Genomic DNA, 21,639 nt, shown 5'->3' with positions numbered 1-21,639 from the left:
CTTCATCCGTACTAAAAGGAAGAGGCGGAGCAGCCGTCGGAATCGCTGTCTGCTGCGGAAAGGTGTGGAATCATGTTAAAACAAGTTACTTCACTCATAACCTGGATCCTTATACTTGCGATGGGGATTACGTGGATTTTTCACGGCTATTCCAGCTGGTTTTTACTGATGCTGCCGATCGCGTATATCTCGAACGCCATTGGAGAAGGGAAACTTAAAGTGTTACGAAAACTGACGATGAAGCAGGCCTTGATCATTCTGGTGTCCTTTATCGTATCAGTTGCTATCGCGTTCGGACTCATCCAACTCGCGAATTACTTAATTGTCACTGTTATCGGACTGACTGGAGGAGTCAAGACGGCCAGTCAAATCGCCGCGATCATTCTTTTGATTTACCCAATCAAGTTCCTGTTCGGTACGGTCGTGTACAGGATTTGGAGCAAGCTTGAGGTGCAGTGAAGACATATAAGCGCGGAGATAAAGAAAGGTGCCTGTGCAGCAAACAATCGTGTTTGTTTGAACTTTCATGATTGTTTGGCGCACAGGCACCTTGAGCGCACAGCAAACTGTAATTAGGTATTTGAGGAGGATGTCATGAGGAACGATATACTCGCATATTTGGAAGAGAACTTTCCTGACATGCAAAGTGAGTTGTATGTAAGATTTGAGTTAGGGGCCCCTTTTAAAAACGGCAGTAAAGAACGCATACAGCAAGTAGTGACACGGGTGACCGCCCTGTTCGAGGAATTGTTTGCGCCGGAGGAGACCGTTTCTCTTTTCGTGAAAGAGTATGGTCAGGATCCTGATATCATGTTCGGAAACACGGCCCCTCAATATGTTTGGGAGCTGCTGGGCGAACATCCTATCGAGAAGGAAGTCCTTTGTGAAATCGATGAGGATTATGACGAGGAGACCAGGCAGCGGATTGAAGAGAAACACGAATTCACCGTCGGCATAGTGACTGCCCAGGTGAAGGAAATCCCTTATAAAGAAATACTTGAAGGGATCGGAAACTATGAACAGGGAAGAGAGCCGTCTATCGGACAACAGGTGTACATTATCCATCCTGAAAAGAATATCGTCTTTCATATGTATGATGATCGGGGCTGTGATGTATTCGGATTGCAGAGGGAGCGGCTGTTACCCGTGTATCGAAAGTTTAGCCGCTGGATATTGGACTATAATCGCATAGAAATTGACTCTGTTTTCGGAGAAGGTTTATCAGGTTATCGGGAGAATGAGGAAGAGAGAGTGGCGCGAATCAGAAAGAATGCCATTCAAGTGGACAAGATGGGGATTGATTTATACGTTGACAATACGTGTCAGATAACTCATTCCTTGTACATACCGAACGATTTGGCCGCAGCATGTTTTGATGAAATTGAGACTACAGGGTTTACACCTGTTATTGACAGCGAAGACGATAGAAACACGACATTGAAAGTGAGTAAAACTGAAGCGTTAGCTATCGTGGACTATCAGTCGGAGCTGATGGCATTGTACTCGGAAAAATACAATGGAACATATGCCGGTTGGACGGCGGTAAGAGCGTACTAAGCAAAGGGGGTTCTTTCGTATAACTATCGGAGAGAAAGGTACCTGTGCAGCAAACAATCGTGTTTGTTTGAACTTTCATGATTGTTTGGCGCACAGGTACCTAAACGCAGGTACCTAAACGAAATCGGAAAGGGTGTCTTGGAATGGATGCTTTCAACAGTACCATCAACCTGGGCGACATCATATTTACCATCCTGTCACTTGGTGCACTCGGCGTCCTTGTTGTCTTTCTCATCCTGTTCATGAGTGGGAGAAGGAATAAAAGACAGTAAGATCGGTATCAACATATTCAGTGATGATAGATAATTATGTTTATTGAAAATGAAGGAGAAGATGAAGTGGTAGCATACTACGGGGAACTTTGTACTGAGGATTATGAAATCGATAAGTCGATTGCGGATGGGAAGGAACTTGAGTTTTACCTTTCCTTTGTAACAGACCAAGACATGAAAGTACTGGAACCGATGTGTGGGAACGGCCGAATGCTCCTTCCTTTTCTAGAAAGAGGCATTCACATAGAGGGCTTTGACATTTCGGAGGATATGCTTGATCTGTGCAGAGCGAAAGGCCGGGCATTACATCTGGAGCCTACTGTTTTCAACTGTCGGCTGGAAGAATTCAAAAGTAATAAAAAGTATGATCTTATCATTATCCCTTTTGGTTCCTTCTCATTGGTGACTGATGAGACAGCAAAGAGAAGCCTTTCAAACTTGTTGAATGTCCTCAATAAAGGCGGGAAAATACTGTTAACGGTTATGATCGGCCAAGGTCCCTTCGAAGATGTACCGGAATGGACGGAAGCAGATAGATTCGATGTCAGAGGCAAGGAAGTGATTAAGTCTAGAAAGATGTATTTTGATAATGAAAGCAAAATTTTGCATTCTGGATTAAGATACCAATTGACCTCAAATGGAATTGTGGAAAAAGAGGAAATCATGGATTTTCCTATTCGATATTATGAAGAGGGCGAGTTTGAATCTTTCTTGAAAAACAATGGAGTTTACGATTTTGTTCGTCATGAAGTCGAGGACGGATATGGCTTAGGAAGCCCGTTTCAAGTATTTGAGTGCCGAAACTAAATGATGATATAGCTCTTATTTGCCCTGCTGCTTCTATTCATTCAGAGCAATAGGAAGCAGAATGCTAGGCGATTAGAAAGGGAGGACCACATGTGTACGAAACTAGCTCCTGCAGAACATCTTCGCATCAGACCGATCGCCATGACGGATTTTGCACATGTCCATCAATGGAGCAAAGACCCTGCATTCTGTGAAGCGAATGAATGGGACATACATCGCGATGAAGCCGAATTGCGCGATTGGTGGCAGTGTTGCGTAACCGGAATAGCGAGTGACTTTGTGCGAATGGGAATTGAATTGGACCAAAAGTTGATCGGATATGCCGATTTGGCGAATATCGAAGACAGCTCCGCAGAACTTGGAATTGCCATCGGGGAGAGTGCGTTGTGGGGAAAAGGAATTGGATATCGGTCCAGCAAGAAAATGATAGAATACGCATCAGAACAATGTAATATTCAAGTCCTGAATGCAGAAACACATGAAACGAATAATCGTTCTCGGAGAATGCTTGAGCGATTGGGCTTTTCTGAGCTCAGCAGAATCGGATCGGAGCTTTATTTAGGTGTCGATACACCGCTAATTCAATACAATCTCTCTTTGTAACAGAATATATTTCTTCAAGCAGAAAGAATATAAGGGAAATATCAACTAGAAGAAGGAGGCATGCACACATGGGGCTGTTATATCTGATTTCCTCCCGCACTACCTAAGCATTCACACTACGGGAGGAATCAAAAATGAAAATCCAAGAAGCGCAACAATTTTATAGAAAGCAATTCGACCTGTATGGAAAGCATATCGACTATCCCGAGCTGGACGAAGGGCTGGCAGCCGACATCGTCGAGCAAATGGGCAGACCGTTCACGTCCGTCCTGGAACTCGGGGCAGGGAAGGGCAATCTCGCCCGATGCCTCGCGGGACGTGGAAAATCGGTGACAACAGTGGAACTTGTGCCGGAACTTGTGGAATACGCCGAGCAGTTCCAGTCACCGGACGTCACGTCAATCTGCGGCAGCTTTTACGACATCGAGCTGCCCCGTCAGTTCGACGCGGTGCTATATATGGATGGCTTCGGTGTGGGGACGGACGCGGAACAGCTTCAGCTGCTGCGGAGAATCCACGATTGGCTTTGCGATGACGGAGCCGCTTTGATTGATATTTACGAGCCCACTTACTGGAAGCAGACGAGCGGCAGGACGATGACACTGCCGGGGGATGTGTCGCGGGTGTATGGCTACGACGATTCCCGTAACCGAATGACTGACACGTGGTGGCCTACGGATCGCCCGGACGAAAAAATGACCCAGTCGCTGGCCTGCTACTCTCCGGAAGACATCCATGAAATGTGCAAGCAGGCACGATTGCAGATCATCGCCTACTTCCCCGGAGGCGCCATGGATTATGAGGCATGGAGCTATCACGAAGTCGCCAGCCTGGCACAGTGTATCAGCTACCGGATCAAAGTGGTGAAGATGCGCTAAAACTCGACCGGGTCACCGATTGTAATCGCGCAAATATAATAGGGTAACATGCAATGAATGAGTACCTCTCTCGGACACGCGTGAAAAGCAAATGGAAACGCTTTTCATTTGTGTCCTTTTCTTTTCCTGTTATCGAACCGTTATTTTTGGAAAAGCTAGATAACCAATTGGAGAATGTTATAATTGAAAAGAGTATTCTGTGATTTACGAGGGAGTGAACGCTATGATCCGAGCCTATGTGGAATCAGACATAGACACCTTGGCGGACATTTGGTACAACGGTTCCCTGCAAGCCCACCATTTCATCGAACCCAGCTATTGGGCATTGAAAATCGATGATATGAAACGTATTTATATTCCGTTGTCAGACACACACGTCTACCAGACATCTTCTGTTGTGATTGGCTTCATATCCATGGTTGACAATTACTTGGCTGCGCTTTTTGTAGATCCTACCTCCCAAAACAACGGAGCAGGCAGCCAGTTGTTGAAATTTGAAAAAGAACGTCGAAGTAGTATTCAACTGAAAGTCTATCAAAAAAATCCATCAGCCGTCCGTTTTTATGAAAAGAATGGCTTCCGTATAAAAGGAACTGAAATTGACGAACAAACCGGCCAAGAAGAATATGTTATGGAGTGGAAAGCAAAAGCATCTAAGGGGGAGTGATACCGATGAGCAGCCAGTTCGAACTGAGCTTCAAGAACAGAGCCGTCAGAATGTATCTGTATCTCATTATTCCGGCAGTTCTCATACAGGGATATCTCATCTTTTTTACAAACATACCGAGCATTATCCCGGCCGCCCTGCCAACAATTCCGCTACTCATCTTTTTTGTTTGGCTTGTACTCCATAAAAAGAAGAAGGAGAAGCAGGCTGTGAATGAATGATTGATCGGAGAGGGGGTGCACGATGGAATTCAATATAGGAAATGTCACGATTTCTTTGCCATCCCTGCCCATCACTCTGCGTGGCGATCTATCAGATGGTCCAATTTTATACAGGTGGATAAAAGCCCTTTAACATTGGCGTGAACAGGATACAACACTAAATAAAGCAGGTGAGCAAAATGAATCTGGGATTAAAGAAAAACCAAGTCCGTTTAGCAGACTACACACCGGAATGGAGCGACGAATTCCTGAAAGTGAAGCGTGAATTGCTGGAATGTACGGATCTTGAAGAGGCCAGGATCGAGCACATCGGCAGTACGGCAATTACGGGAATGCCGGCCAAGCCGATCATCGATATCGTCGTCGGAGTCGATAACTTGGAAAACGTAGCCCCCGCGCTCGTCAAGGGATTCGGCGAAGCCGGATTTTTGAGGTTGAAAGTGAAGAGACCCGGTGAAATCGTGTTCGCCAAATTCACGGATGATACGTATGAGGAGAAAACCCACTTCCTCCATCTCGTCGGCTATCAAAAAGAACTATGGAACAATCTCCTTTTCTTCCGCGATCACTTGAATGCACATGAAGACGCCAGACAGCAGTATCTGCAAGTGAAACTCGATTATTTGCGTACGTCCACGACAGGGATTACGGAATATACGAATTTCAAAGAAGCGTTTGTTAGGGAGATTTTTGCCCGACGGGAAAGCGAGGATGGTAACTGAGGCTCGGCATTTTTTCATCAGAGAGGAGCTGTTGGAATTGACGAAAAACCTGCTGCTGTTACTTGCCGGCATTCTTTTCGCTTGGTTCGGAATCAGCTTTTTCACAAAAAACTTCGATGGCAATCACCTGATGACGCTGCTCATCGGAGTGTTCCTGGGTTACATCGTGAAAAAGGAAGAGAAAAATGCCTGATCCGTTTTTTTGATAGGATGACACGGATTCGACACCTGTTTGAATCAGCTGGAAGGATGTGAATTCCAATGAAACTGATCAAGTACATAGCCGCAGCAGTCGTGCTCCTGGTACTCAGTGTCCTTTACTATCAGCACAATTTCTACTATAAGATCCCCAACAACCCGTTTGACAAGCTGGAAGCTGATTCCCTGACGGAGTTCCATCTGACAAAGAACCGGCCGGATGGTACATCGGTCTCCGCATCTTGCCACCAAGGCCGGGAATGTGACGACGTACTGGCGTATCTCCGCCAGCTTGAGTTGCTGCCGTTGAAGGAGAAAGCGGCGAACCGGCTGCTGGCAAACGAGGAGAATATGCCTTTCCTGACGGGCATGCTGAAATTCGGACAGTCGGCAGACGAAATCTTCCTCAGCGATCTGTATGCGGACCAGCCGACCGTCTTTGCCGTCAGCTCGACGAGATCAGGGTTCAAAGGCGCCGGCTATTACGAAGTCCAGCAGTCGGAGTTTGACGTGGACTACGTTTGGCGGCTGCTGAAGGAGGAGTCATGATGACCATGGAACAAAACGATCTGTCCACAGCGTACAAACGAACATTCGACCGCTTGGCCCTCTACCTGCTCGCGGTCTTCCTGTCGCCCATGCTGTTCGGCGCCTGTCTGGCACTGTACTCGGTGATCGCGGTCCGCGACTCATGGGATTTCGGTCCGACCGCTTTAGTGGCCGCCGTCTACTCCCTGCCGTTCTTTGCGCTCGCGGCCTGTCCCGTCTCGCTGTTCGTAGACTATTCGGTGAAAACGAGAGGAAAGCCGCGTCGGTTTAAGCTGCTGATCTACGCAGTGTCCGGGGGACTGGCAGGATTGGTCGGCAGCGTGATCCTGCAAGAGATCTTCTCGATACTCTTCATGACATCATTCGGTATGGTCGGCGGCCTGGTGCATTTCGGGGTGATCGAACTGCTGAAGAAGCTATTCAAGTCATCATGAAAGCCGGAAAGGCGACCATGCAACTTTCAGATCCCATTTATTAATTAATTCAGTACCTGTCGAAAATCGATGAACCGATAAAGAAGGTGATGCCATGGATTTCCTGACTCAAAAATTAGTGTACATTGCGCTGTTCATCTTCATCATCCATTCCATTGAAACCCTGGCATATGCAGTTCGCCTGTCAGGGGCAAGAGTCAGGCTGATCGCCTCTGCCTTGTCGCTCTTCAACATCATGGTCATGGTGTCGCGACTCGCCAATATGATGCAGCAGCCATTCACAGGCAGTCTGATCGACACGGCGCCGAATGAGCATGCACAAGAGTTCGTGGCGACGCAGTTCCGTTTCCTGATCGGGGCCTCTACGGTCGGAACACTGTTCGGCATGCTGCTGCTCCCGACGTTCATCGCGCTCTTTTCCCGTGCGATTATTCACCTATCAGAAGAACGGGGATCCATCCCTTCCTTAGCGAAGCGGATATTTTCCCTGCAATACATACGGCGGGGCGTCACCCATTTCAGCCTGCCGAAGTTTTCCTATTTACGGGATACGAAGATGAAAGAAATCCCGATCCGCCTGTTCGTCATCAATATGGTCATCACCGGTATCTATACGATCGGGGTGCTCTCTGCACTGTACGCCGCCTTGCTCGCTCCTGAACGCGCCTCGACAGCCATTATGGCATCCGGGCTGATCAATGGCATGGCGACCATCCTGTTAGTCATCTTCGTCGACCCGAAAGTATCTGTCGTGGCGGATGATGTCGTGAATGGACGAGGAAACTACCAGACGCTCAAAAATATCTCCATCATGATGGTGTCCTCCAGACTTCTCGGGACACTGCTCGCCCAAGTCTTTTTCATCCCGGGAGCAAAATACATCGCCTGGTTCACCCAGTTTATCGTCTGATGGATAAGAAAACCGGAGAAAAACAGGTGCCTGTGCAAGAAACAATCGTGATTGTTTAAACAAACGTGAATGTTTGGCGCACAGGCACCGTTAAAAGGAGGAAGGCCAATGGACTTTGTGAATATCGAGGGCGTGCCGGATACACAAATCGTGAAGAAGATGTTATGGCTACACGAGCAGATCTTCCAAGACTCGGAAACGTTATTGGACAAAGCACGTACAAAACCGAATCTGCTGTTCACGCTGGCATTGGAGCACGGTGAAGTTGTCGGTTACAAAATCGGATACGAAGTGGACGATGCGACGTTTTACAGCTGGCTTGGGAGTGTTGGGGAGGCGTATCGAGGGAGAGGAATTGCTTCCGAACTCATGAGACACCAACATCATCACTTGGTGGAAAAAGGATATAGCGTGGTACAAACAAAGACCATGAACAAGTGGCGCCATATGCTGATCCTGAATCTCAAACAAGGCTTTGACATAACAGGCACCTACTCGGACAAGAATGGCGAGACCAAAATCATATTGGAAAAGAGATTGGTCCCGATGTCGGTCCAAGTGGCGGGTGCTTATGAAAATTAGAGAAGCTGTGCTGGCGGATGCTCCAGGCATCGCACAAGTCCATGTAGACAGTTGGAGAACTACCTACAGCGGTATCATTCCATCTAAGCACTTAGCGAATTTGTCATACGAGAAACGAACGGATCTATGGAAGAGGAATATAGCAAGGGCAGACAACTTTGTGGTAGTGGCGGAAACCAATGAAGGGAAGATCATCGGATTTGCCGATGCGTGGAAGCGAGAAACCAACACCGTCGACCATTCCAGTGATTTGACCTCGATTTATCTTTTAAAAGAGTATCAGGGGCTAGGAATTGGCAAAAAACTGATGAACGAGTTGTTTCACCATTTTACACAGATGGAGGTTAGCAAAGTATTCGTTGAAGTATTGGAAGCGAATCCAACGCGTTTCTTCTATGAGTACTATGGTGCGAAATTAGTGAAAACCCTGCAGATAGAGTTTGGCGGGGAAACGCTAACGGAACTGGTCTATGAATGGGATGACCTAGAAGAGATGTTAGAGAGATTGTAAGTTGTCTCTTAGTAGATCGGTGTACTGACAGTCATCAAGTGGTCGAGATTGCGTGGGAGAGCCCGAGCAAAGGGAGGAAATTATGAAACCCAAAGTACTGGTTATAGGCGTATACCATTTTGGAGAAACAACCGATCTAACGAAGGTTGAACCGAAAAGCATGGAGGAGTTCACCTCCGAATCTCACGAAGTCGTCCAGGTGCTGAGTCGATTCAATCCGACTCGGCTTGCGGTCGAAGCCGTCCCTGAGAACAGCGTGATGCTGAACGAGCGCTATGCCGCATATCTAGCAGGCGATGTACTTCTTGAAAAGAACGAAATCGATCTGGTCGGCTTTCCATTAGCGAAACAGGCGGCGATTCAGGAGATTTCCTGTGTGGACTGGATGGGTGATATCTCTGATTACGCTGAGTTGGGCGATGTGCTTCAATATGCAGAGGAGCATGAGCCCGAACGCTATCAACATCTCATGAGACATTACATCGAGCCTATGCAGCAAGAAGCATCCGAGATGGTGAACCTGACCGTACTCGATGCCTTCCGACGATTGAATCATCCGAAAGTCGTTCGGGATATGCATGAAGTCTATATGGAATTCACCATGATTGGAAAGGAAAAAAACTACTATGCAACCGATTGGTTAACCTGGTGGTATAAACGGAACTTGATTATCTATACAAACATGAGACGGCTGATAACGTCCCCACAAGACCGCGTGCTGCTGTTGATTGGAAGCGGCCACGTCCATCTCGTCAAGCAATTTTTAAGGGAGTCTGGTGTTTGTGACGTGGTGGATGCAGGTGAAGTTTTGAATTAGGTTGGATGGCTGATCAGGAAAAACGGTGCCTGTGCAAGAAACAATCGTGATTGTTTAAACAAACGTGAATGTTTGGCGCACAGGCACCCTTTATAAAACTTCCTCACTCTGTTAAGCAATTCAATTGGGCAGGACCGTAACGGTGATCCGGCTGTAACTTAATTTGCATTCGGGAGTCTACTCACTAAGGAGGGATTTTCATGCATAAAAAAGGTGCTGTTCTTCTTATGATTGTATTATCGTTAGCTGCCTGTAACCAAGGAACTGCCGGGACAATGGAAGTCACGCAATGTGAAGTGGTTCCGCGTGCTGCAAATGCTTCCCCGCCTCACGACGAGACGAAATTGGTGGAGCTGGTAGATGGGGAAGAACGAAGTGTTTTTGAAAAAGCGGTAGCGGATGCGAAGCGCGAGCCTGGAATAGTCAATATGAAAAATGCCCAATACCGGTTCAGTCTTGGTGATGCGTCCTTTCTGCTTTGGCTCGACAAAGGATCAGGGACGTTAATGAATGCAAACGACACGCACACCATCCATACCTTATCTCCCGACGCTGCCGCGAAAATCTCTGAAATCTTGGATAAACGTTGAATATGGTGTCTGTGCATGAAACGGCAGCGCCGCTAACCTGAACAGTCGGAGGTTGCTATGAAAAGTAAAATCGCGCTCGTGGTATCCGTGGGTTTCGCAATTCTCTTTGGAGTTCTGGCGTATGTCTACTATGAAAAAGCGTATATTGCTGAAGCCGTAATGGAAAGTGGTATCCGGGATACGCTTCGGGACAGCGCCCTCTTTTTCGAGAAAGACCACTATGACGCAGCGTATGCAGAGCCGTTATACGTGCTGAATGGTTATGTCGAATTGCAACGGAGTTCTTTTAAGAAAGGCGAGAATGATCAGTTGGACTTTATCGTCCGCACCGTAAAAGAATATGGGGATCCTGTGACGTATCAAATACTGTCTGCGGACGAAAAAGAGAAGATTGCAGACAGTTTGCGGCGACTGGCCGACAAGCAGCCGATCTACGTGAGCAAAGAGGACTGGTCATTTTTTTACGACTTGAAGATCGAGAAGCCGTAGGGAAACGACAACTAAACTGGAAAGGAACGTGACACCATGGATGCACTTTTATTGGACGGCTGGACCCCACTTATTTTGCTAGCTCTAATCAGCATGGCGATCATACTGGTTCTGTCGCGAAAGTTGGCCAGACGGGTGTTTTACTCCATCGCCGTAGGAATCGCATTGCTCTGCATCGCGGTGTTCTTCGGCAGCATGGTCGTCATCGGCGGCTGGGAAGGAATGGGCTATGGAATCCTTGCCGTCTGTGTCCTGGTCGGGACATTGATCGGTACGGCGCTCGGCAGTCTTTCGACGGGGAAGTGATGGAGATATGTTCTTCAGGAAAATGAACGAGCAAGAGAAGGAGAATTCGAGACGGGGCATGGTCGTCGGGTTCATGACGTATATGCTGATCACGGCTGTTAACTATTGCTATTATATCGTCACGGATAATGCCCTATTCTCTCCGGCAGTTGTTTTCTTGACCGGACTTGTGGCTTCCTCCGTGTATCAGTTCATCTTAAACTATACAGATGAGCAAATTGAGGAAATGCGCAAGAATAAGGACGAGTGAGTCCTGTTTCATCAAGCTTAGAGTAGGTTGGTATAAAGTCCGCTGATTCACCAGTTGAGTCAGCGAAGATAAGGAGAATCCCATGCCACAAACAACTTCAGGGAAGATCACAGCCGCTTTGCTTGTCCTGTTTTTCATACAAGTTATCATCGGTTGTATTTATCTATTCACTGCTCCGTTGATGGTATTCACCGTAATATTGGCAACCAGCCTGATCGCGGGGATTGTGTTCCTGGTCGGCGGCACGATCGGCACTGTGTTTGAAGACGGCAGCCGCAAAGCCGTTCCGCTGATCGTCGCAGCACTTGGCGCAGCGGAACTCGTGCTGTTCCTCTCAGTGCAGTTCGGCTTTTCGTTCGGGGGATGAAACCCCGTATGACAATTAACCGAAACGGATGGGGAAATGTGTACGTGAATCTCAGTCGTCCATAAAGATATCCTGCAAAACGAAGGGGGTACCTTCCAGTGAGACACCATTTCCATCGGGCCGTCTGGCTATTTCCCAATATTCTGAGCTACCTGGCCATTGTCTCTGTAAGCGTCTGGGTCTTCAACAATCGGGAAGACATGCGGGAGATCGGCGTATTCGGTATATATGCCGGATTCCTCCTGCTGTTTTCAGCGATCACGCTGTTCGGCACGTTCAGGATTTGGACGTGGATACGGGCTGGAAAGATATAGAGCGCTGCTGTTTCTGTTGCAGCAACTAGGAACATGAGGAGGATATCGATGACCCGAAACTTGTATTTTTCAATCCCATTTTATTTTGAAGAGGATACCATCCAATTGCCCTGCCATGGAGATTACGCATATTGGCTGTCGCTTCTGAACCGATTCATCACACGGGCGGATCGGGTGGAAATCCATTGCTGGGATGGGGAGGAGGCATCATTGGACGATCTGTTCGCCCATTGTGCAAATGAACCGTATGAAGTGATACGTGAGCCGCATATGACCCGCGTGCAGATTACTCTTTCCCCTGCGTTCACCAATTATTTGCGGACCTCGTCGATTAATGAGGCGAATCATCTGAAATGGTTCAGCCTTTCTCTTAGCCGAGAGGGCTCTCTCCTATTCTCTTCGGAGCACTGGGGCACTGAGTTTTTCATTCCACATGTCCGAGAAGACGACGCGGAGATGATCCAGCGGGAGATGCCGCCCGATTCGATTTTTCATTTTCACGAGCCTGTCAGTACGGAAGGGGACTGATCAATTGAAACGGATGATGCTGTTGTGTGCAGTACTGCTGTTGCTAACGGGGTGTTCGGGTGTTATCCCTTCCAATACACTGACGGTTTCCCCTTATACGCTGTCTGAGCGGGAAGGTCAGGTCGTGTTAAAGAGCGGTGGCGGTGACTTTCAGTTCTTCATGCTTAACGGTAAGCCTGATGCTGATGAGGTGGTTGCGTTAATTGTGGAAAAATGGGAAAACGGCACATTCACTGGTGAAACGACGATATCATGGGGTGGTCAAGAGGAGGGCTATCGGGACGAGCTGCTGTCGTTCGGCACAATTGGCGGGAAAAATGAAGACACGACCAGGCTGTTGGTCACCGGTGTCCCTTCAGGTACGAACACCGGGGAATTGAACGAAACAGTCGGGATTGAAATGATGTGCCGGATCATTCCTGGCAAGGTCCGATTGAAGAAAGAGGAACCCGTCTATCTCGCGATGTGGCAAGGAAGTGACGGGGAGTCGCTCAGCTGTGCAACCAACGATACAGGTGCGCTGCCGGATGATGTGAAGAGGGCGGATGTTGCTTATCTATACAAGACGATCTGGACGGATGAAAAGAATCTGGAGAACAAATGACCCCCGGCATCAGCCGGATGAGGGGGAGCAGCGATGAATGCAGAGGATACACACCACAGAGTGAAAACAGGATATTTGTATGCGATTACGATCGTACTGTTTTTTGTCTGTCGAATGCAGCTTCTTAAGTGATAGGATTCCAGGCTGAGGAGGGAATGAAATGAAAGTGAAGTGGACGGCTTGGCTATTCTTTCTGGTTTCATTGCTGGGCCTGCTCGCTGCTTGCACATCCTCCGGTAAAGACTGGAACAGCAGCTTCATCGTCTGGCAGGGCGATATGTATGAAGTCGATAGCGAGTATATCCAAGAGGTTGGGGACAAATTGGGCCAGGTGACCGTCTATTCCGATCGGGAAGCGACCTATATAGGTACGTTCTCGAACACATACCGGAAAGGGACCAAGTTCTACGCCATCCCCGGTGAATCACCTGACGACATGATCGCCATCGAGGAAGAGGGGAAGCACCGCAAAGCCGTCAACACAGAGAAATATGGAAGGAAGTAATGTGCATTACCGGTACCTGCATTACCGGTACCTGCATTACCGGTACCTGTGTGTGAAACAATCGTGATTGTTTGAACAAACATGAATGTTTGGCGCACAGGTACCTATAAATCAATGAGCTGCGAGGAGACATATATGAATTTCACTAAACAATCATTCGCGGCGATTGGGCTGCTCGTCATGGGCGTCATGTCCGCTGGCTGTTCTACAGATGCACCAAATCTTGCGAAGACAGCCGGACAAGGAGTTGCTTACAGCGAGTATTTCCATTCGTACGATGGTCTGAAAGAACGGAAACATCTTACATACTACAAACCGGTTTCCGTAAAAGAAGCAAAGAAAACGTTTCCCGATCAGGTGAAACCGGTAGTGCACGAAGTGGAAGCGTCACAATTGCCATTCGACATAGATGAAGAAGACGCCTACTTGATCACGTCGAAGCAAAAGGATGGCGAAATCGTCCACGAAGCCCAAGTCAGCTTTCTGGGGAAAGACGAATATGACGACGTAGAGAACTTTTTGATCATTTCCGTTGCGGAATCGAAGGACAATCCCTTGAAAGCTTATCAGCACACGAAGGACGTCGATACTGTCGGGAATCAGATAATAGAAGCCCCACTGGCGGACGGGCTTCCGATCTATCAGCAAGTCCTTACGACAGATAGTGCATTGCTATACACCTACTACGAAGAGAACGGCGAACAAATTGTTACGGTCGCAACAGCTGCCAATGAATTTTACGCATATTATCAGGGTCACATCTACCACGCGGGCTTCATGATCGATAAAGAAAAAAATGACGCGGCTACACAGAAGCAAATGCTGGAGATTGTCCGGAAATACATTTTGGAAAGTGCAGCTGCAAAATAAGAAGAAGACGTTTCCTGAATGGATACTAACATACCGGTTAACTGAATTACCGGTGCCTAATTACCGGTGCCTGTGCGTGAAACAATCGTGATTGTTTAAACAAACGTGAATGTTTGGCGCACAGGTACCTTTTAGGAAAAGGAGCGATGGCAAGTGCCAAAGGGATTGCTGCATCACATTGAATTGTATGTATCGGACTTGAGGAGATCGGCGGAGTTTTGGGGATGGCTGCTCGAGGAGCTCGGGTACGAACCGTTCCAGGAGTGGGAACAGGGGAAAAGCTGGAAACTGGATGACACGTACTTGGTCTTCGTCCAGGCGGAAGAGCGGTATTTGGATATCCCCTATCATCGAAAGCGTGTCGGTCTGAACCATCTGGCGTTCTGGGGAGATTACCGTGCGCATGTGGACGAAATCACGGACAAGCTGAGAGACAAGGGCATCCCGATTTTGTATGGGACGAAGCATCCGTTTGCTGGTGGAGAGGCGCACTATGCCGTGTACTTCGAGGATCCGGATCGGATAAAGGTGGAACTGGTAGCCCCACACTGACTGTTGACCTTCAAAGCTGTGCTGAAAAACTGAAGCTACATAAGGCTTCATTGAAAGAAAACGGAATTTTGTTATAATGAATTCCTAATCTGCGAAAGGGGGCGTTGCATGATGAAATGGACAATCGGCAAATATGGGGTGCCTGCATTTTAAGGAACGTGCGTTAGAATGCCCCGATGACCCGCACGGTTCCTGCATTCAGGAGGAAAAAGATATGATCCGTGAATATGAACCCCGTGACGAACAAGGGTGGGTGCGCTGCCGGACGCTGGCCTTTTTGGAGACGGCTTATTTCGATAACGTACTGCCCCAAAAGGAACATTATGAGTCTCTCGCAATTGAATTGGTTGCTGAGAAAGACGGGCTTATTGTGGGCTTGATTGATGTGGAGTATGAGATTGAAGAAGGCGCTGTCTGTTCGAGAGGGAAAGGGCTGGGCGGCATGATCTGGCATATCGCTGTTCACCCGGATTATTCAAGGCATGGTATCGGTCGGCAACTGTTAGCGGCTGCTGAAGAACGGGCTGCAGCTCTTGGCCTGAATCGGCTGGAAGCTTGGACGCGGGATGATGAATGGGTCCGCCAATGGTATCGGAAGCAGGATTTCCAGCTGGTCGATGCGTATTATCACGTGTACTTCGGAGGGGACGAGCTGAGTGGCCGTGTTAAAAGTGACGTGCCGAACTTGAGGCTTGTGAGTGCCTGCGCTCATTACACAGGGACGGAAATTGAACAGTTCCAAGCGAAACACCAGCGAATCCATGAATGTGTTTGTTTTGAGAAATACTTGGAGTAGAAGGCGTACATGCAGAAATACCGGTGAATAGCTAAGGAAAGCGTTCCAATTGTTACAGTTGGAACGCTTTTTTTTACTAGCAGCTTCGTGATCGGTTGGAAAAAAATGATTGGAGAAATGCAGGATAAAGGACAATTCGTGGTGAGAAGCAGAAAGCGAAACTTTTATTAAGAGCTTTTAGGAGCAAGAACATTCTCGTAGATGAAAAAAATTTTGGGGATTTATGATTGTGGATAGCGAGTAAGAATTGATTGTGAAGTAATTTCCTATTCCTTTCAAGAATAGTAATGAACGACGAGACAAATAATAGATTGGTGGTGTCGACAGTTAAGAAGAGAGCTATGCTTTTAATGTTTCTTTTGATTCTTTTATTGTTAACATTTATTTTTCTAAGACATAATCAAAAAAGATCGGAAAAATTGACAACTTCAGTTGAAAACAATATACAAAAAGAGAGCTTTTCACCGAAATCGCTATCATCTGGTAACGAAAGCCTTTACGATATTGATTTAAAAATGGATGCGGACGGGAATTTCGACATAGAGACGAAAATAGAGATAACAAACACTTCAGAAGATACATGGCAGGAATTAGTCTTCTATTTCATACCTAACATTTTCACGGAAGAGGTTTCAGAACAGTTAGGGAAGACTTTGGATGTTCCAGCTACTGTGGAGGTACAAGATGTCTCGGTAGATAATAAATCAACTGAGTTTACGTTAAATCAAGACACTTTGTCTATGCCGTTAGCTAATACCATTACACCCGGAGGTAATGTAGTTGTAAAGTTTTCTTATCAACTTACCTTGCCGGTTGGAGGACTGCGATTTACAAAGAACAAAGACAATTTTCATTTAGCTCAATTTTACCCTATGCTTGCAACGTATCGGGATCAGAAGTGGAATAAGGAAGAGTATAGATTCAGAGGAGAAACGTACCACACCGGGTTTAGTGATTTTAAAGTAACTTATGAGATTCCCGAAACGTACACCTTCGTCTCTTCAGGAGAGAATGAAAGTTATCCGAGTCAGGAGGCCGGTGAATTTAGAATAAACAACGTTAAAGAAATATTTATTGCTATATTGAAAGATCCGGTCGTTGTTGAAAAACAAGTGAGAGATGTAAACATTCGAGTATTTGGATTTGAGGAGAAAGAGAATTTGTACAAGGAGATTATCGAGATAGCCAATGATTCATTACAATATTTCCAAGAGATAATGGGACCCTATCCATTTAATCAATTGGATATAGTGATAGACGGGCTCGGTATGGAATATCCAGGTATTGTGACAGCAGGCTCTATTTATGGTTCAACTGTTCGCGATGAAGCCGTTAAAAATATGGTTGTTCATGAGATAGCACATCAGTGGTTTTACGGGATTATTAGTAATGATCCGTATCATGAGGCTTGGTTGGATGAGGGCTTTACCTCATTCGCTGAAGAGATGTTTCATTACTCACAATCTGGAGACGAAATTTTTTATGACGATATGGTAGATAGACTGGGACTAATTAAGGACACGGATTTACCTGTAAACCTACCGCTCGATCAATACGAGAATAATTCACATGTCTATGGTAAAGCCAGTACAATGCTCTGGCTGTTATTTAAAGACAGAGGCGGATTAGAAGAAGCAGAAAAGTTTTTAAAATCCTATTATGACTTCTACAAATATAAAGAAGTAGATTCTAAAGAATTCGTTAGGTTCGCTTGTTCTTATTATAACCTTGAAGACGACTCTGAATTTACAACGTGGTTGGAGATGCATCATTAGGTTGCTCTTAGCATGCCGCAATTAAGCTAGACTGATTGAAATTTAGAAATTGCAATGTGTACAAAATATATCAAGTTGTGCTTATAAGGGTGGTGATCAAGTGAAGTTGGTATTTATTCGTCATGGCCAGGGAGAACAAAAAATACAGCCTGGCATAGCCGCAGATGATGGTGTTGCCATTCACTACAAAGAACAAGCGATCAGTAAAATCGTCAGCTCCCGACCTGAAGCGAAAGCGTATCGTGTTTCCTTGGAAGGACAAGTGATCGAGAACGTGCTTCACCCACAATTCTTAGGAACTTAATGAGCAAAAAAAACTGAAAGACCGTCACTTGGTAGGTGATACAGGGGAAGGAGGCCGTGCCCATGGAAGAAAACCGAGAGACGGAGATTTTACAACTGTTCCGTGACGATGAATGGATGATGACCATTCTAGCGACCGTTCAATCACTGAACTTGCCCGACTGGTGGGTCTGTGCCGGTTTTGTCCGTTCGAAAGTGTGGGACACGCTCCATCATTATAAGGAACGCACGTCACTGCCTGATATTGACGTGATCTATTATGACACCTCGTGTTTGGACGAAAAGGAAGAAAAGAGAATGGAACAGATGCTGAATACCTTGCATCCGGGAGAGCCGTGGTCTGTTAAAAACCAGGCCAGGATGCACCTTGCTAACAACGTTTCTCCCTATTCCTCTTCCTTCGATGCGATATCCAAATTTCCTGAAACAGCCACGGCACTGGGGGTGAAAATGGATGATCAAGACCAATTACTTTTGGCAGCTCCGCATGGCGTTGAAGACGTCCTCAAGATGCGGGTCACACCGACTCCATATTTCCGGGAAAGCCCAGAGCGTCTAAAGCTGTATCAAGATCGCGTAGCCAAGAAAGCGTGGAACTTGCAGTGGGGGAATGTGAGGATAGAAGAGATGTGTAAATGAGTGGGGCGTCTTGTCCATGAGAGGTGCCTAATTTCGAACTTACTTATTGAGCGTAATTGTAAACTAACTAGATTTTTAAAAATGGATTAGCGGTGTAATGTATTTACAAATAAGAAAGCTTGTACTGAAGAGAGGTGAGTAGATATCGATGCATTCGGCGCTATTCTAGATTTACTACTTTTTATTATTATCATTTATTTAATCACACGTGTTGCGAACTTCATGATGCATACCAAACAGAAATTAGATGAAATGGATAAAAAGATTGATGAGATTAGAGAGTATGTGAACCAGAGAGAAAACTAGAATTCATGTATGACTATATCATATGACAAGCGGATAGGAGGAAAACCGAATGGACAATAAGTGGTACGGCGTCTATGCACTGATTTTAGGAATCGTCTCCTTTTTCACTGGCGAAATTGTGACGTTCATCATGCTTGGTTTCATCTTGATGGCGCTTATCAATATCAATACGACCCTTAAGAAGAATGGGGAGAAGCGGGGGATAGATAGAGAGTGAGACGGTTGGATAAGAGAGACAAGAAGGTTATCCAGTCAATTCCTTCCGGGGATAAGAGGCTGCGAATAATGATCATCACAAGTATATATATCATTTTGACACCGATTGTCTCATTTCTCGGGGGCGTGCTTTCTTTCGGTCTGGTCTTGCAGCTAGTATGGGATGAGTCAATCTGGAATGATGTGAGCTTTGTGCTGTTGTGGGGAAGTGCTTTGTATTCGATCATAGTGCCTGTCTATTTTGTCATTGTGTATGTAATCGCCCGCCGCTTCCAGCACAACCTGTTACTTCTATTCCTTGCCGGATGTCTCTTGGTTTCGTTACTGCCAGGATTGATGATTTTCGCTCCTTTTGGGAAAGTGTCAGTTCTTGTCACTGTTCCTTTTTTGACGGCGGGTGCAATCGTTGCGGTATGCAGCTGGTTATTCATGAACTACAGGAGAAGGATGGATAAGACGGGAGAATGAGAGGGAGAACGGATTATGAATTACATCAAGGACATGCGTAAGTTGATCGGACAGGAAACACTGTTCACAGTAGGCTGCGGCGTACTCATCGAACAGCAAGGAAAGATTTTACTGCAGCATCGGACAGATGAAGACAATTGGTGCATCCCTGGCGGTGTCATGGAACTGGGAGAAACCTTTGAAGAGGCGGCCATACAGGGAGCTTTAGAGGAAGCGAAAAAACATGCACAGAATGTAAATACTTTCTATGCAGGTTTTAATTTTGTCTAGCTTCAGCCAAACACCGTTTTGATTACTACCACTACTAGAATCCCTGCAATCACACCTACTGCTAATTTCACTGCGTTCTTCAATCCAGGTCTCTCCTTACTTAATCAATCAACCGTTTTTTATAAAGACTGACAGCGGCAAATGAGGCTACTACTCCCCAGGCCAGGATGACTGCGAGCTGGGGCAGGATATCTGTAAAGCTGCCACCCCTTTCGACCTTAGTTCCGATTTCAAGCAATTGGATATTCGGTAAGTAGGCCGTCGCTTGCAAGGCCGGGTACTGTTCGGCCAATAGTGGCAGCATGGTGCCGAACGAGAAGAGCAGGATGATCGGCGTGACGTAGAGCGATGCTTCCATGACAGTCTTAGCGAATAGACCGACCATTGTGCCGAGTGCAATATAGAAGATCGCCGATACGAAAAGTGCGAGCACGATAAGACCTATATTAGCCGGCCGATAATTTGAAAAAAGAGCGCTGAGTGCGATGGTCAGAAGTGTCAGCACGAGGGAAAGCGAGCTTTTCCCAATCAGGATTTCCGTTGTACTCGCCGGAGAGAGCATCAGGCCGCGCAGCGTGTTCTTTTCCTTTTCTTCGGCGATGAGGCAGCTTTGGACAAATGCGGCGACCATGCCGAACGCCATATTGATCACCATGTAATAGGTCTCAATTGAACCGCCGTTGCCGGTCCGGCTGTAGAAGGCGGCCAGCACCGGCGGCAGGAAGATGATCAGTGAGACCGCCAAGTTGCGGGAAAAGTCCTTGTAGTCTTTCATGAAGATGGCGTGTATTCGTTTCCAAGAAATGGTCATGCTAGTTTCCTCCCTGTCACTTGTATGAAGATATCACCGAGCGTCGGCTCATTTGAGTGGATCGTGTCGACTTGATCTTCCTTCATGTAGTCGAACAACTGCTGGGCACCCTCCTGACCGGATGGCAGTGCAATGGATTCCCCATTCTTCAATGCCACTGTCAGTGTCGAGTCTGAGAATTGCTTCTTCAACTCTTCCGGTGATCCGATCAGTTGGATCTGTCCGTTGTTCAAGAAGGCGACTCGGTCGCACAGTGTTTCGGCTTCCTGCATATCGTGGGTCGTCAGAAAAATGGTAGTGCCGCGGTCGTTCAAGGCGCGCAGTCCATCATATATATGAAGGGTATTGACCGGATCAAGCGCTGAAGTGGGTTCATCCAAGAAAAGCAGCTCCGGCTCATGGAGCAGTGCCCGTGCGAGTGCCACACGCTGACGCATTCCTTTCGACAGGGCGGAGACCCTCTTTTGCTGTTCGTGCTGCAACTGGACGATCGCCAGCACATCCGCAATCTTCGTACGCGGCACCTCGTATAAGTCGCAATACAGCTTCAAGTTGTCATAGATAGAAAGCCTGCCGTACAAACCGCTGTTATCGGTGAGGACACCGAACCGTTTTCGATTGACAGGCTGCTTCAAACTGGAGACGGACTTGCCAAAGACACTGGCGTTTCCTCCTGTCGGCAGCAGCTGGCCCGTTAAGATCTTAATGGTCGTCGTTTTCCCGGAACCGCTCGGACCGAGAAACCCGAAAATCTCCCCGCGGTTAACATGGAAGTCGAGTTGCGCCAAGGCGGTTTCGTTCCCAAATCGTTTTTCAACGTGCTTCATTTCAATAATCGTTTCCATTTTCATCCTCCTGCTCGTTAGGTTGCTGAACGTTGTCTGCACTACTAGACTACGGCAGGGATTGCTGCAATACAGCTGATTTGGAGTGAAAAGAGCCAAGAAGCGGA

Annotated in this window: 35 protein-coding genes; 33 read left to right on the top strand and 2 right to left on the bottom strand. The window is 46.9% G+C overall.

From position 1 onward, the window contains the following. Positions 1–72: 72 nt before the first annotated feature. The 33 genes from NFU03_RS13240 (at position 73) to NFU03_RS13080 (ending at position 19,876) form a co-directional block, all read left to right on the top strand. Positions 73–459: a disulfide bond formation protein DsbD gene (locus NFU03_RS13240; protein WP_251639391.1), complete on the top strand. Its 387-nt coding sequence runs from the start codon at positions 73–75 to the stop codon at positions 457–459. Between the two features lie 135 nt (positions 460–594). Continuing rightward, positions 595–1,557, top strand: a complete 963-nt coding sequence (locus tag NFU03_RS13235) for a DUF3885 domain-containing protein (RefSeq protein ID WP_251639390.1) — start codon at positions 595–597, stop codon at positions 1,555–1,557. A 338-nt stretch (positions 1,558–1,895) separates the two neighbouring features. Beyond that, positions 1,896–2,636, top strand: a complete 741-nt coding sequence (locus NFU03_RS13230; RefSeq protein ID WP_251639389.1) for a class I SAM-dependent methyltransferase — start codon at positions 1,896–1,898, stop codon at positions 2,634–2,636. A gap of 90 nt (positions 2,637–2,726) precedes the next feature. Continuing rightward, positions 2,727–3,239: a GNAT family N-acetyltransferase gene (locus NFU03_RS13225; protein ID WP_251639388.1), complete on the top strand. Its 513-nt coding sequence runs from the start codon at positions 2,727–2,729 to the stop codon at positions 3,237–3,239. Between the two features lie 134 nt (positions 3,240–3,373). After that, positions 3,374–4,117: a class I SAM-dependent methyltransferase gene (locus tag NFU03_RS13220; protein WP_251639387.1), complete on the top strand. Its 744-nt coding sequence runs from the start codon at positions 3,374–3,376 to the stop codon at positions 4,115–4,117. A 223-nt stretch (positions 4,118–4,340) separates the two neighbouring features. Beyond that, the gene (locus NFU03_RS13215; RefSeq protein WP_251639386.1) at positions 4,341–4,784 is read left to right on the top strand and encodes a GNAT family N-acetyltransferase; all 444 of its coding nucleotides are present in this window, start codon (positions 4,341–4,343) and stop codon (positions 4,782–4,784) included. Between the two features lie 5 nt (positions 4,785–4,789). After that, the gene (locus NFU03_RS13210; protein WP_251639385.1) at positions 4,790–5,005 is read left to right on the top strand and encodes a hypothetical protein; all 216 of its coding nucleotides are present in this window, start codon (positions 4,790–4,792) and stop codon (positions 5,003–5,005) included. Between the two features lie 179 nt (positions 5,006–5,184). Continuing rightward, a complete protein-coding gene (locus tag NFU03_RS13205) occupies positions 5,185–5,727 on the top strand; it encodes a GrpB family protein (protein ID WP_251639383.1) in 543 nt (180 codons plus the stop codon). A 37-nt stretch (positions 5,728–5,764) separates the two neighbouring features. Then, positions 5,765–5,920 (top strand): hypothetical protein, encoded by a 156-nt coding sequence (locus tag NFU03_RS13200; RefSeq protein WP_251639381.1) that lies wholly within the window; start codon positions 5,765–5,767, stop codon positions 5,918–5,920. 68 nt (positions 5,921–5,988) lie between these two features. Then, entirely contained in the window at positions 5,989–6,474 is a 486-nt protein-coding gene (locus NFU03_RS13195) for a hypothetical protein (protein WP_251639379.1), read from the top strand. Further along, positions 6,474–6,908 carry a hypothetical protein gene (locus tag NFU03_RS13190; RefSeq protein ID WP_251639377.1) on the top strand — a complete coding sequence of 145 codons (435 nt, stop codon included), beginning with the start codon at positions 6,474–6,476 and terminating at the stop codon, positions 6,906–6,908. The genes NFU03_RS13195 and NFU03_RS13190 overlap by 1 nt, the downstream gene beginning before the upstream one ends. A 94-nt stretch (positions 6,909–7,002) precedes the next feature. After that, positions 7,003–7,818, top strand: a complete 816-nt coding sequence (locus NFU03_RS13185) for a lipid II flippase Amj family protein (protein WP_251639376.1) — start codon at positions 7,003–7,005, stop codon at positions 7,816–7,818. Positions 7,819–7,926: 108 nt separating this feature from the next. After that, positions 7,927–8,400, top strand: a complete 474-nt coding sequence (locus NFU03_RS13180) for a GNAT family N-acetyltransferase (RefSeq protein WP_251639375.1) — start codon at positions 7,927–7,929, stop codon at positions 8,398–8,400. Then, a complete protein-coding gene (locus tag NFU03_RS13175; RefSeq protein WP_251639374.1) occupies positions 8,390–8,911 on the top strand; it encodes a GNAT family N-acetyltransferase in 522 nt (173 codons plus the stop codon). Before NFU03_RS13180 ends, NFU03_RS13175 begins: the two co-directional genes overlap by 11 nt. An 82-nt stretch (positions 8,912–8,993) precedes the next feature. Next, positions 8,994–9,728 carry a DUF5694 domain-containing protein gene (locus NFU03_RS13170; protein ID WP_251639373.1) on the top strand — a complete coding sequence of 245 codons (735 nt, stop codon included), beginning with the start codon at positions 8,994–8,996 and terminating at the stop codon, positions 9,726–9,728. 200 nt (positions 9,729–9,928) lie between these two features. After that, positions 9,929–10,318: a YhfM domain-containing protein gene (locus NFU03_RS13165; protein WP_251639372.1), complete on the top strand. Its 390-nt coding sequence runs from the start codon at positions 9,929–9,931 to the stop codon at positions 10,316–10,318. Between the two features lie 57 nt (positions 10,319–10,375). After that, positions 10,376–10,807, top strand: coding sequence for a hypothetical protein (locus tag NFU03_RS13160; protein ID WP_251639370.1), 432 nt, complete (start codon positions 10,376–10,378; stop codon positions 10,805–10,807). 36 nt (positions 10,808–10,843) lie between these two features. Beyond that, positions 10,844–11,113, top strand: coding sequence for a YesK-like family protein (locus tag NFU03_RS13155; RefSeq protein ID WP_251639368.1), 270 nt, complete (start codon positions 10,844–10,846; stop codon positions 11,111–11,113). Between the two features lie 7 nt (positions 11,114–11,120). Continuing rightward, positions 11,121–11,363 carry a hypothetical protein gene (locus NFU03_RS13150; RefSeq protein ID WP_251639367.1) on the top strand — a complete coding sequence of 81 codons (243 nt, stop codon included), beginning with the start codon at positions 11,121–11,123 and terminating at the stop codon, positions 11,361–11,363. A gap of 82 nt (positions 11,364–11,445) precedes the next feature. Continuing rightward, complete coding sequence (locus NFU03_RS13145; protein WP_251639366.1) at positions 11,446–11,730, top strand: hypothetical protein; 285 nt, start codon at positions 11,446–11,448, stop codon at positions 11,728–11,730. Between the two features lie 98 nt (positions 11,731–11,828). Next, complete coding sequence (locus NFU03_RS13140; protein ID WP_251639365.1) at positions 11,829–12,044, top strand: hypothetical protein; 216 nt, start codon at positions 11,829–11,831, stop codon at positions 12,042–12,044. 48 nt (positions 12,045–12,092) lie between these two features. After that, entirely contained in the window at positions 12,093–12,572 is a 480-nt protein-coding gene (locus NFU03_RS13135; RefSeq protein ID WP_251639364.1) for a hypothetical protein, read from the top strand. Positions 12,573–12,777: 205 nt separating this feature from the next. Then, positions 12,778–13,176 carry a hypothetical protein gene (locus NFU03_RS13130; protein WP_251639363.1) on the top strand — a complete coding sequence of 133 codons (399 nt, stop codon included), beginning with the start codon at positions 12,778–12,780 and terminating at the stop codon, positions 13,174–13,176. 160 nt (positions 13,177–13,336) lie between these two features. Further along, the gene (locus tag NFU03_RS13125; protein ID WP_251639362.1) at positions 13,337–13,681 is read left to right on the top strand and encodes a hypothetical protein; all 345 of its coding nucleotides are present in this window, start codon (positions 13,337–13,339) and stop codon (positions 13,679–13,681) included. Between the two features lie 135 nt (positions 13,682–13,816). Then, positions 13,817–14,551 carry a hypothetical protein gene (locus NFU03_RS13120; protein ID WP_251639361.1) on the top strand — a complete coding sequence of 245 codons (735 nt, stop codon included), beginning with the start codon at positions 13,817–13,819 and terminating at the stop codon, positions 14,549–14,551. Between the two features lie 153 nt (positions 14,552–14,704). Next, positions 14,705–15,103, top strand: a complete 399-nt coding sequence (locus NFU03_RS13115; RefSeq protein ID WP_251639360.1) for a VOC family protein — start codon at positions 14,705–14,707, stop codon at positions 15,101–15,103. A 214-nt stretch (positions 15,104–15,317) separates the two neighbouring features. Beyond that, complete coding sequence (locus NFU03_RS13110; RefSeq protein WP_251639358.1) at positions 15,318–15,899, top strand: GNAT family N-acetyltransferase; 582 nt, start codon at positions 15,318–15,320, stop codon at positions 15,897–15,899. Positions 15,900–16,318: 419 nt separating this feature from the next. Beyond that, the gene (locus NFU03_RS13105; protein ID WP_251639356.1) at positions 16,319–17,674 is read left to right on the top strand and encodes a M1 family metallopeptidase; all 1,356 of its coding nucleotides are present in this window, start codon (positions 16,319–16,321) and stop codon (positions 17,672–17,674) included. A 100-nt stretch (positions 17,675–17,774) separates the two neighbouring features. Continuing rightward, positions 17,775–17,978 (top strand): hypothetical protein, encoded by a 204-nt coding sequence (locus NFU03_RS13100; RefSeq protein WP_309296275.1) that lies wholly within the window; start codon positions 17,775–17,777, stop codon positions 17,976–17,978. 62 nt (positions 17,979–18,040) lie between these two features. Continuing rightward, positions 18,041–18,616 (top strand): nucleotidyltransferase family protein, encoded by a 576-nt coding sequence (locus NFU03_RS13095; protein ID WP_251639354.1) that lies wholly within the window; start codon positions 18,041–18,043, stop codon positions 18,614–18,616. 355 nt (positions 18,617–18,971) lie between these two features. Continuing rightward, positions 18,972–19,139, top strand: coding sequence for a hypothetical protein (locus NFU03_RS13090; protein ID WP_251639352.1), 168 nt, complete (start codon positions 18,972–18,974; stop codon positions 19,137–19,139). A 68-nt stretch (positions 19,140–19,207) separates the two neighbouring features. After that, positions 19,208–19,606 carry a hypothetical protein gene (locus tag NFU03_RS13085; protein ID WP_251639350.1) on the top strand — a complete coding sequence of 133 codons (399 nt, stop codon included), beginning with the start codon at positions 19,208–19,210 and terminating at the stop codon, positions 19,604–19,606. A 15-nt stretch (positions 19,607–19,621) separates the two neighbouring features. Beyond that, complete coding sequence (locus NFU03_RS13080) at positions 19,622–19,876, top strand: NUDIX domain-containing protein (RefSeq protein ID WP_309296274.1); 255 nt, start codon at positions 19,622–19,624, stop codon at positions 19,874–19,876. Between the two features lie 100 nt (positions 19,877–19,976). Here NFU03_RS13080 and NFU03_RS13075 read toward each other — a convergent pair whose 3' ends face one another. Together NFU03_RS13075 and NFU03_RS13070 are read right to left on the bottom strand one after the other, a co-directional pair. Then, positions 19,977–20,687, bottom strand: a complete 711-nt coding sequence (locus NFU03_RS13075) for an ABC transporter permease (RefSeq protein ID WP_251639348.1) — start codon at positions 20,685–20,687, stop codon at positions 19,977–19,979. Next, positions 20,684–21,532, bottom strand: a complete 849-nt coding sequence (locus NFU03_RS13070) for an ABC transporter ATP-binding protein (protein ID WP_251639346.1) — start codon at positions 21,530–21,532, stop codon at positions 20,684–20,686. Before NFU03_RS13070 ends, NFU03_RS13075 begins: the two co-directional genes overlap by 4 nt. Positions 21,533–21,639 lie beyond the last annotated feature (107 nt).

Origin of the sequence: Sporosarcina sp. NCCP-2716 (genome assembly GCF_023707985.1) — a bacterium.
Lineage (GTDB): Bacteria > Bacillota > Bacilli > Bacillales_A > Planococcaceae > Sporosarcina.
The sequence above is the reverse complement of the archived record's forward strand: the minus strand, read 5'-3'. Positions and strand labels throughout refer to the sequence as shown.

What these genes read in the sequence shown, in the direction of transcription:
- NFU03_RS13080 (WP_309296274.1), top strand. Translation starts at nt 19,622, where the DNA reads ATGAATTACATCAAGGACATGCGTAAGTTGATCGGACAGGAAACACTG.
- NFU03_RS13095 (WP_251639354.1), top strand. Translation starts at nt 18,041, where the DNA reads ATGGAAGAAAACCGAGAGACGGAGATTTTACAACTGTTCCGTGACGAT.
- NFU03_RS13195 (WP_251639379.1), top strand. Translation starts at nt 5,989, where the DNA reads ATGAAACTGATCAAGTACATAGCCGCAGCAGTCGTGCTCCTGGTACTC.
- NFU03_RS13225 (WP_251639388.1), top strand. Translation starts at nt 2,727, where the DNA reads ATGTGTACGAAACTAGCTCCTGCAGAACATCTTCGCATCAGACCGATC.
- NFU03_RS13075 (WP_251639348.1), bottom strand. Translation starts at nt 20,687, where the DNA reads ATGACCATTTCTTGGAAACGAATACACGCCATCTTCATGAAAGACTAC.
- NFU03_RS13125 (WP_251639362.1), top strand. Translation starts at nt 13,337, where the DNA reads ATGAAAGTGAAGTGGACGGCTTGGCTATTCTTTCTGGTTTCATTGCTG.
- NFU03_RS13190 (WP_251639377.1), top strand. Translation starts at nt 6,474, where the DNA reads ATGACCATGGAACAAAACGATCTGTCCACAGCGTACAAACGAACATTC.
- NFU03_RS13210 (WP_251639385.1), top strand. Translation starts at nt 4,790, where the DNA reads ATGAGCAGCCAGTTCGAACTGAGCTTCAAGAACAGAGCCGTCAGAATG.
- NFU03_RS13170 (WP_251639373.1), top strand. Translation starts at nt 8,994, where the DNA reads ATGAAACCCAAAGTACTGGTTATAGGCGTATACCATTTTGGAGAAACA.
- NFU03_RS13090 (WP_251639352.1), top strand. Translation starts at nt 18,972, where the DNA reads ATGGACAATAAGTGGTACGGCGTCTATGCACTGATTTTAGGAATCGTC.
- NFU03_RS13135 (WP_251639364.1), top strand. Translation starts at nt 12,093, where the DNA reads ATGACCCGAAACTTGTATTTTTCAATCCCATTTTATTTTGAAGAGGAT.
- NFU03_RS13185 (WP_251639376.1), top strand. Translation starts at nt 7,003, where the DNA reads ATGGATTTCCTGACTCAAAAATTAGTGTACATTGCGCTGTTCATCTTC.
- NFU03_RS13110 (WP_251639358.1), top strand. Translation starts at nt 15,318, where the DNA reads ATGATCCGTGAATATGAACCCCGTGACGAACAAGGGTGGGTGCGCTGC.
- NFU03_RS13085 (WP_251639350.1), top strand. Translation starts at nt 19,208, where the DNA reads ATGATCATCACAAGTATATATATCATTTTGACACCGATTGTCTCATTT.
- NFU03_RS13150 (WP_251639367.1), top strand. Translation starts at nt 11,121, where the DNA reads ATGTTCTTCAGGAAAATGAACGAGCAAGAGAAGGAGAATTCGAGACGG.
- NFU03_RS13240 (WP_251639391.1), top strand. Translation starts at nt 73, where the DNA reads ATGTTAAAACAAGTTACTTCACTCATAACCTGGATCCTTATACTTGCG.
- NFU03_RS13070 (WP_251639346.1), bottom strand. Translation starts at nt 21,532, where the DNA reads ATGGAAACGATTATTGAAATGAAGCACGTTGAAAAACGATTTGGGAAC.
- NFU03_RS13155 (WP_251639368.1), top strand. Translation starts at nt 10,844, where the DNA reads ATGGATGCACTTTTATTGGACGGCTGGACCCCACTTATTTTGCTAGCT.
- NFU03_RS13205 (WP_251639383.1), top strand. Translation starts at nt 5,185, where the DNA reads ATGAATCTGGGATTAAAGAAAAACCAAGTCCGTTTAGCAGACTACACA.
- NFU03_RS13220 (WP_251639387.1), top strand. Translation starts at nt 3,374, where the DNA reads ATGAAAATCCAAGAAGCGCAACAATTTTATAGAAAGCAATTCGACCTG.
- NFU03_RS13215 (WP_251639386.1), top strand. Translation starts at nt 4,341, where the DNA reads ATGATCCGAGCCTATGTGGAATCAGACATAGACACCTTGGCGGACATT.
- NFU03_RS13180 (WP_251639375.1), top strand. Translation starts at nt 7,927, where the DNA reads ATGGACTTTGTGAATATCGAGGGCGTGCCGGATACACAAATCGTGAAG.
- NFU03_RS13120 (WP_251639361.1), top strand. Translation starts at nt 13,817, where the DNA reads ATGAATTTCACTAAACAATCATTCGCGGCGATTGGGCTGCTCGTCATG.
- NFU03_RS13175 (WP_251639374.1), top strand. Translation starts at nt 8,390, where the DNA reads ATGAAAATTAGAGAAGCTGTGCTGGCGGATGCTCCAGGCATCGCACAA.
- NFU03_RS13165 (WP_251639372.1), top strand. Translation starts at nt 9,929, where the DNA reads ATGCATAAAAAAGGTGCTGTTCTTCTTATGATTGTATTATCGTTAGCT.
- NFU03_RS13160 (WP_251639370.1), top strand. Translation starts at nt 10,376, where the DNA reads ATGAAAAGTAAAATCGCGCTCGTGGTATCCGTGGGTTTCGCAATTCTC.
- NFU03_RS13235 (WP_251639390.1), top strand. Translation starts at nt 595, where the DNA reads ATGAGGAACGATATACTCGCATATTTGGAAGAGAACTTTCCTGACATG.
- NFU03_RS13145 (WP_251639366.1), top strand. Translation starts at nt 11,446, where the DNA reads ATGCCACAAACAACTTCAGGGAAGATCACAGCCGCTTTGCTTGTCCTG.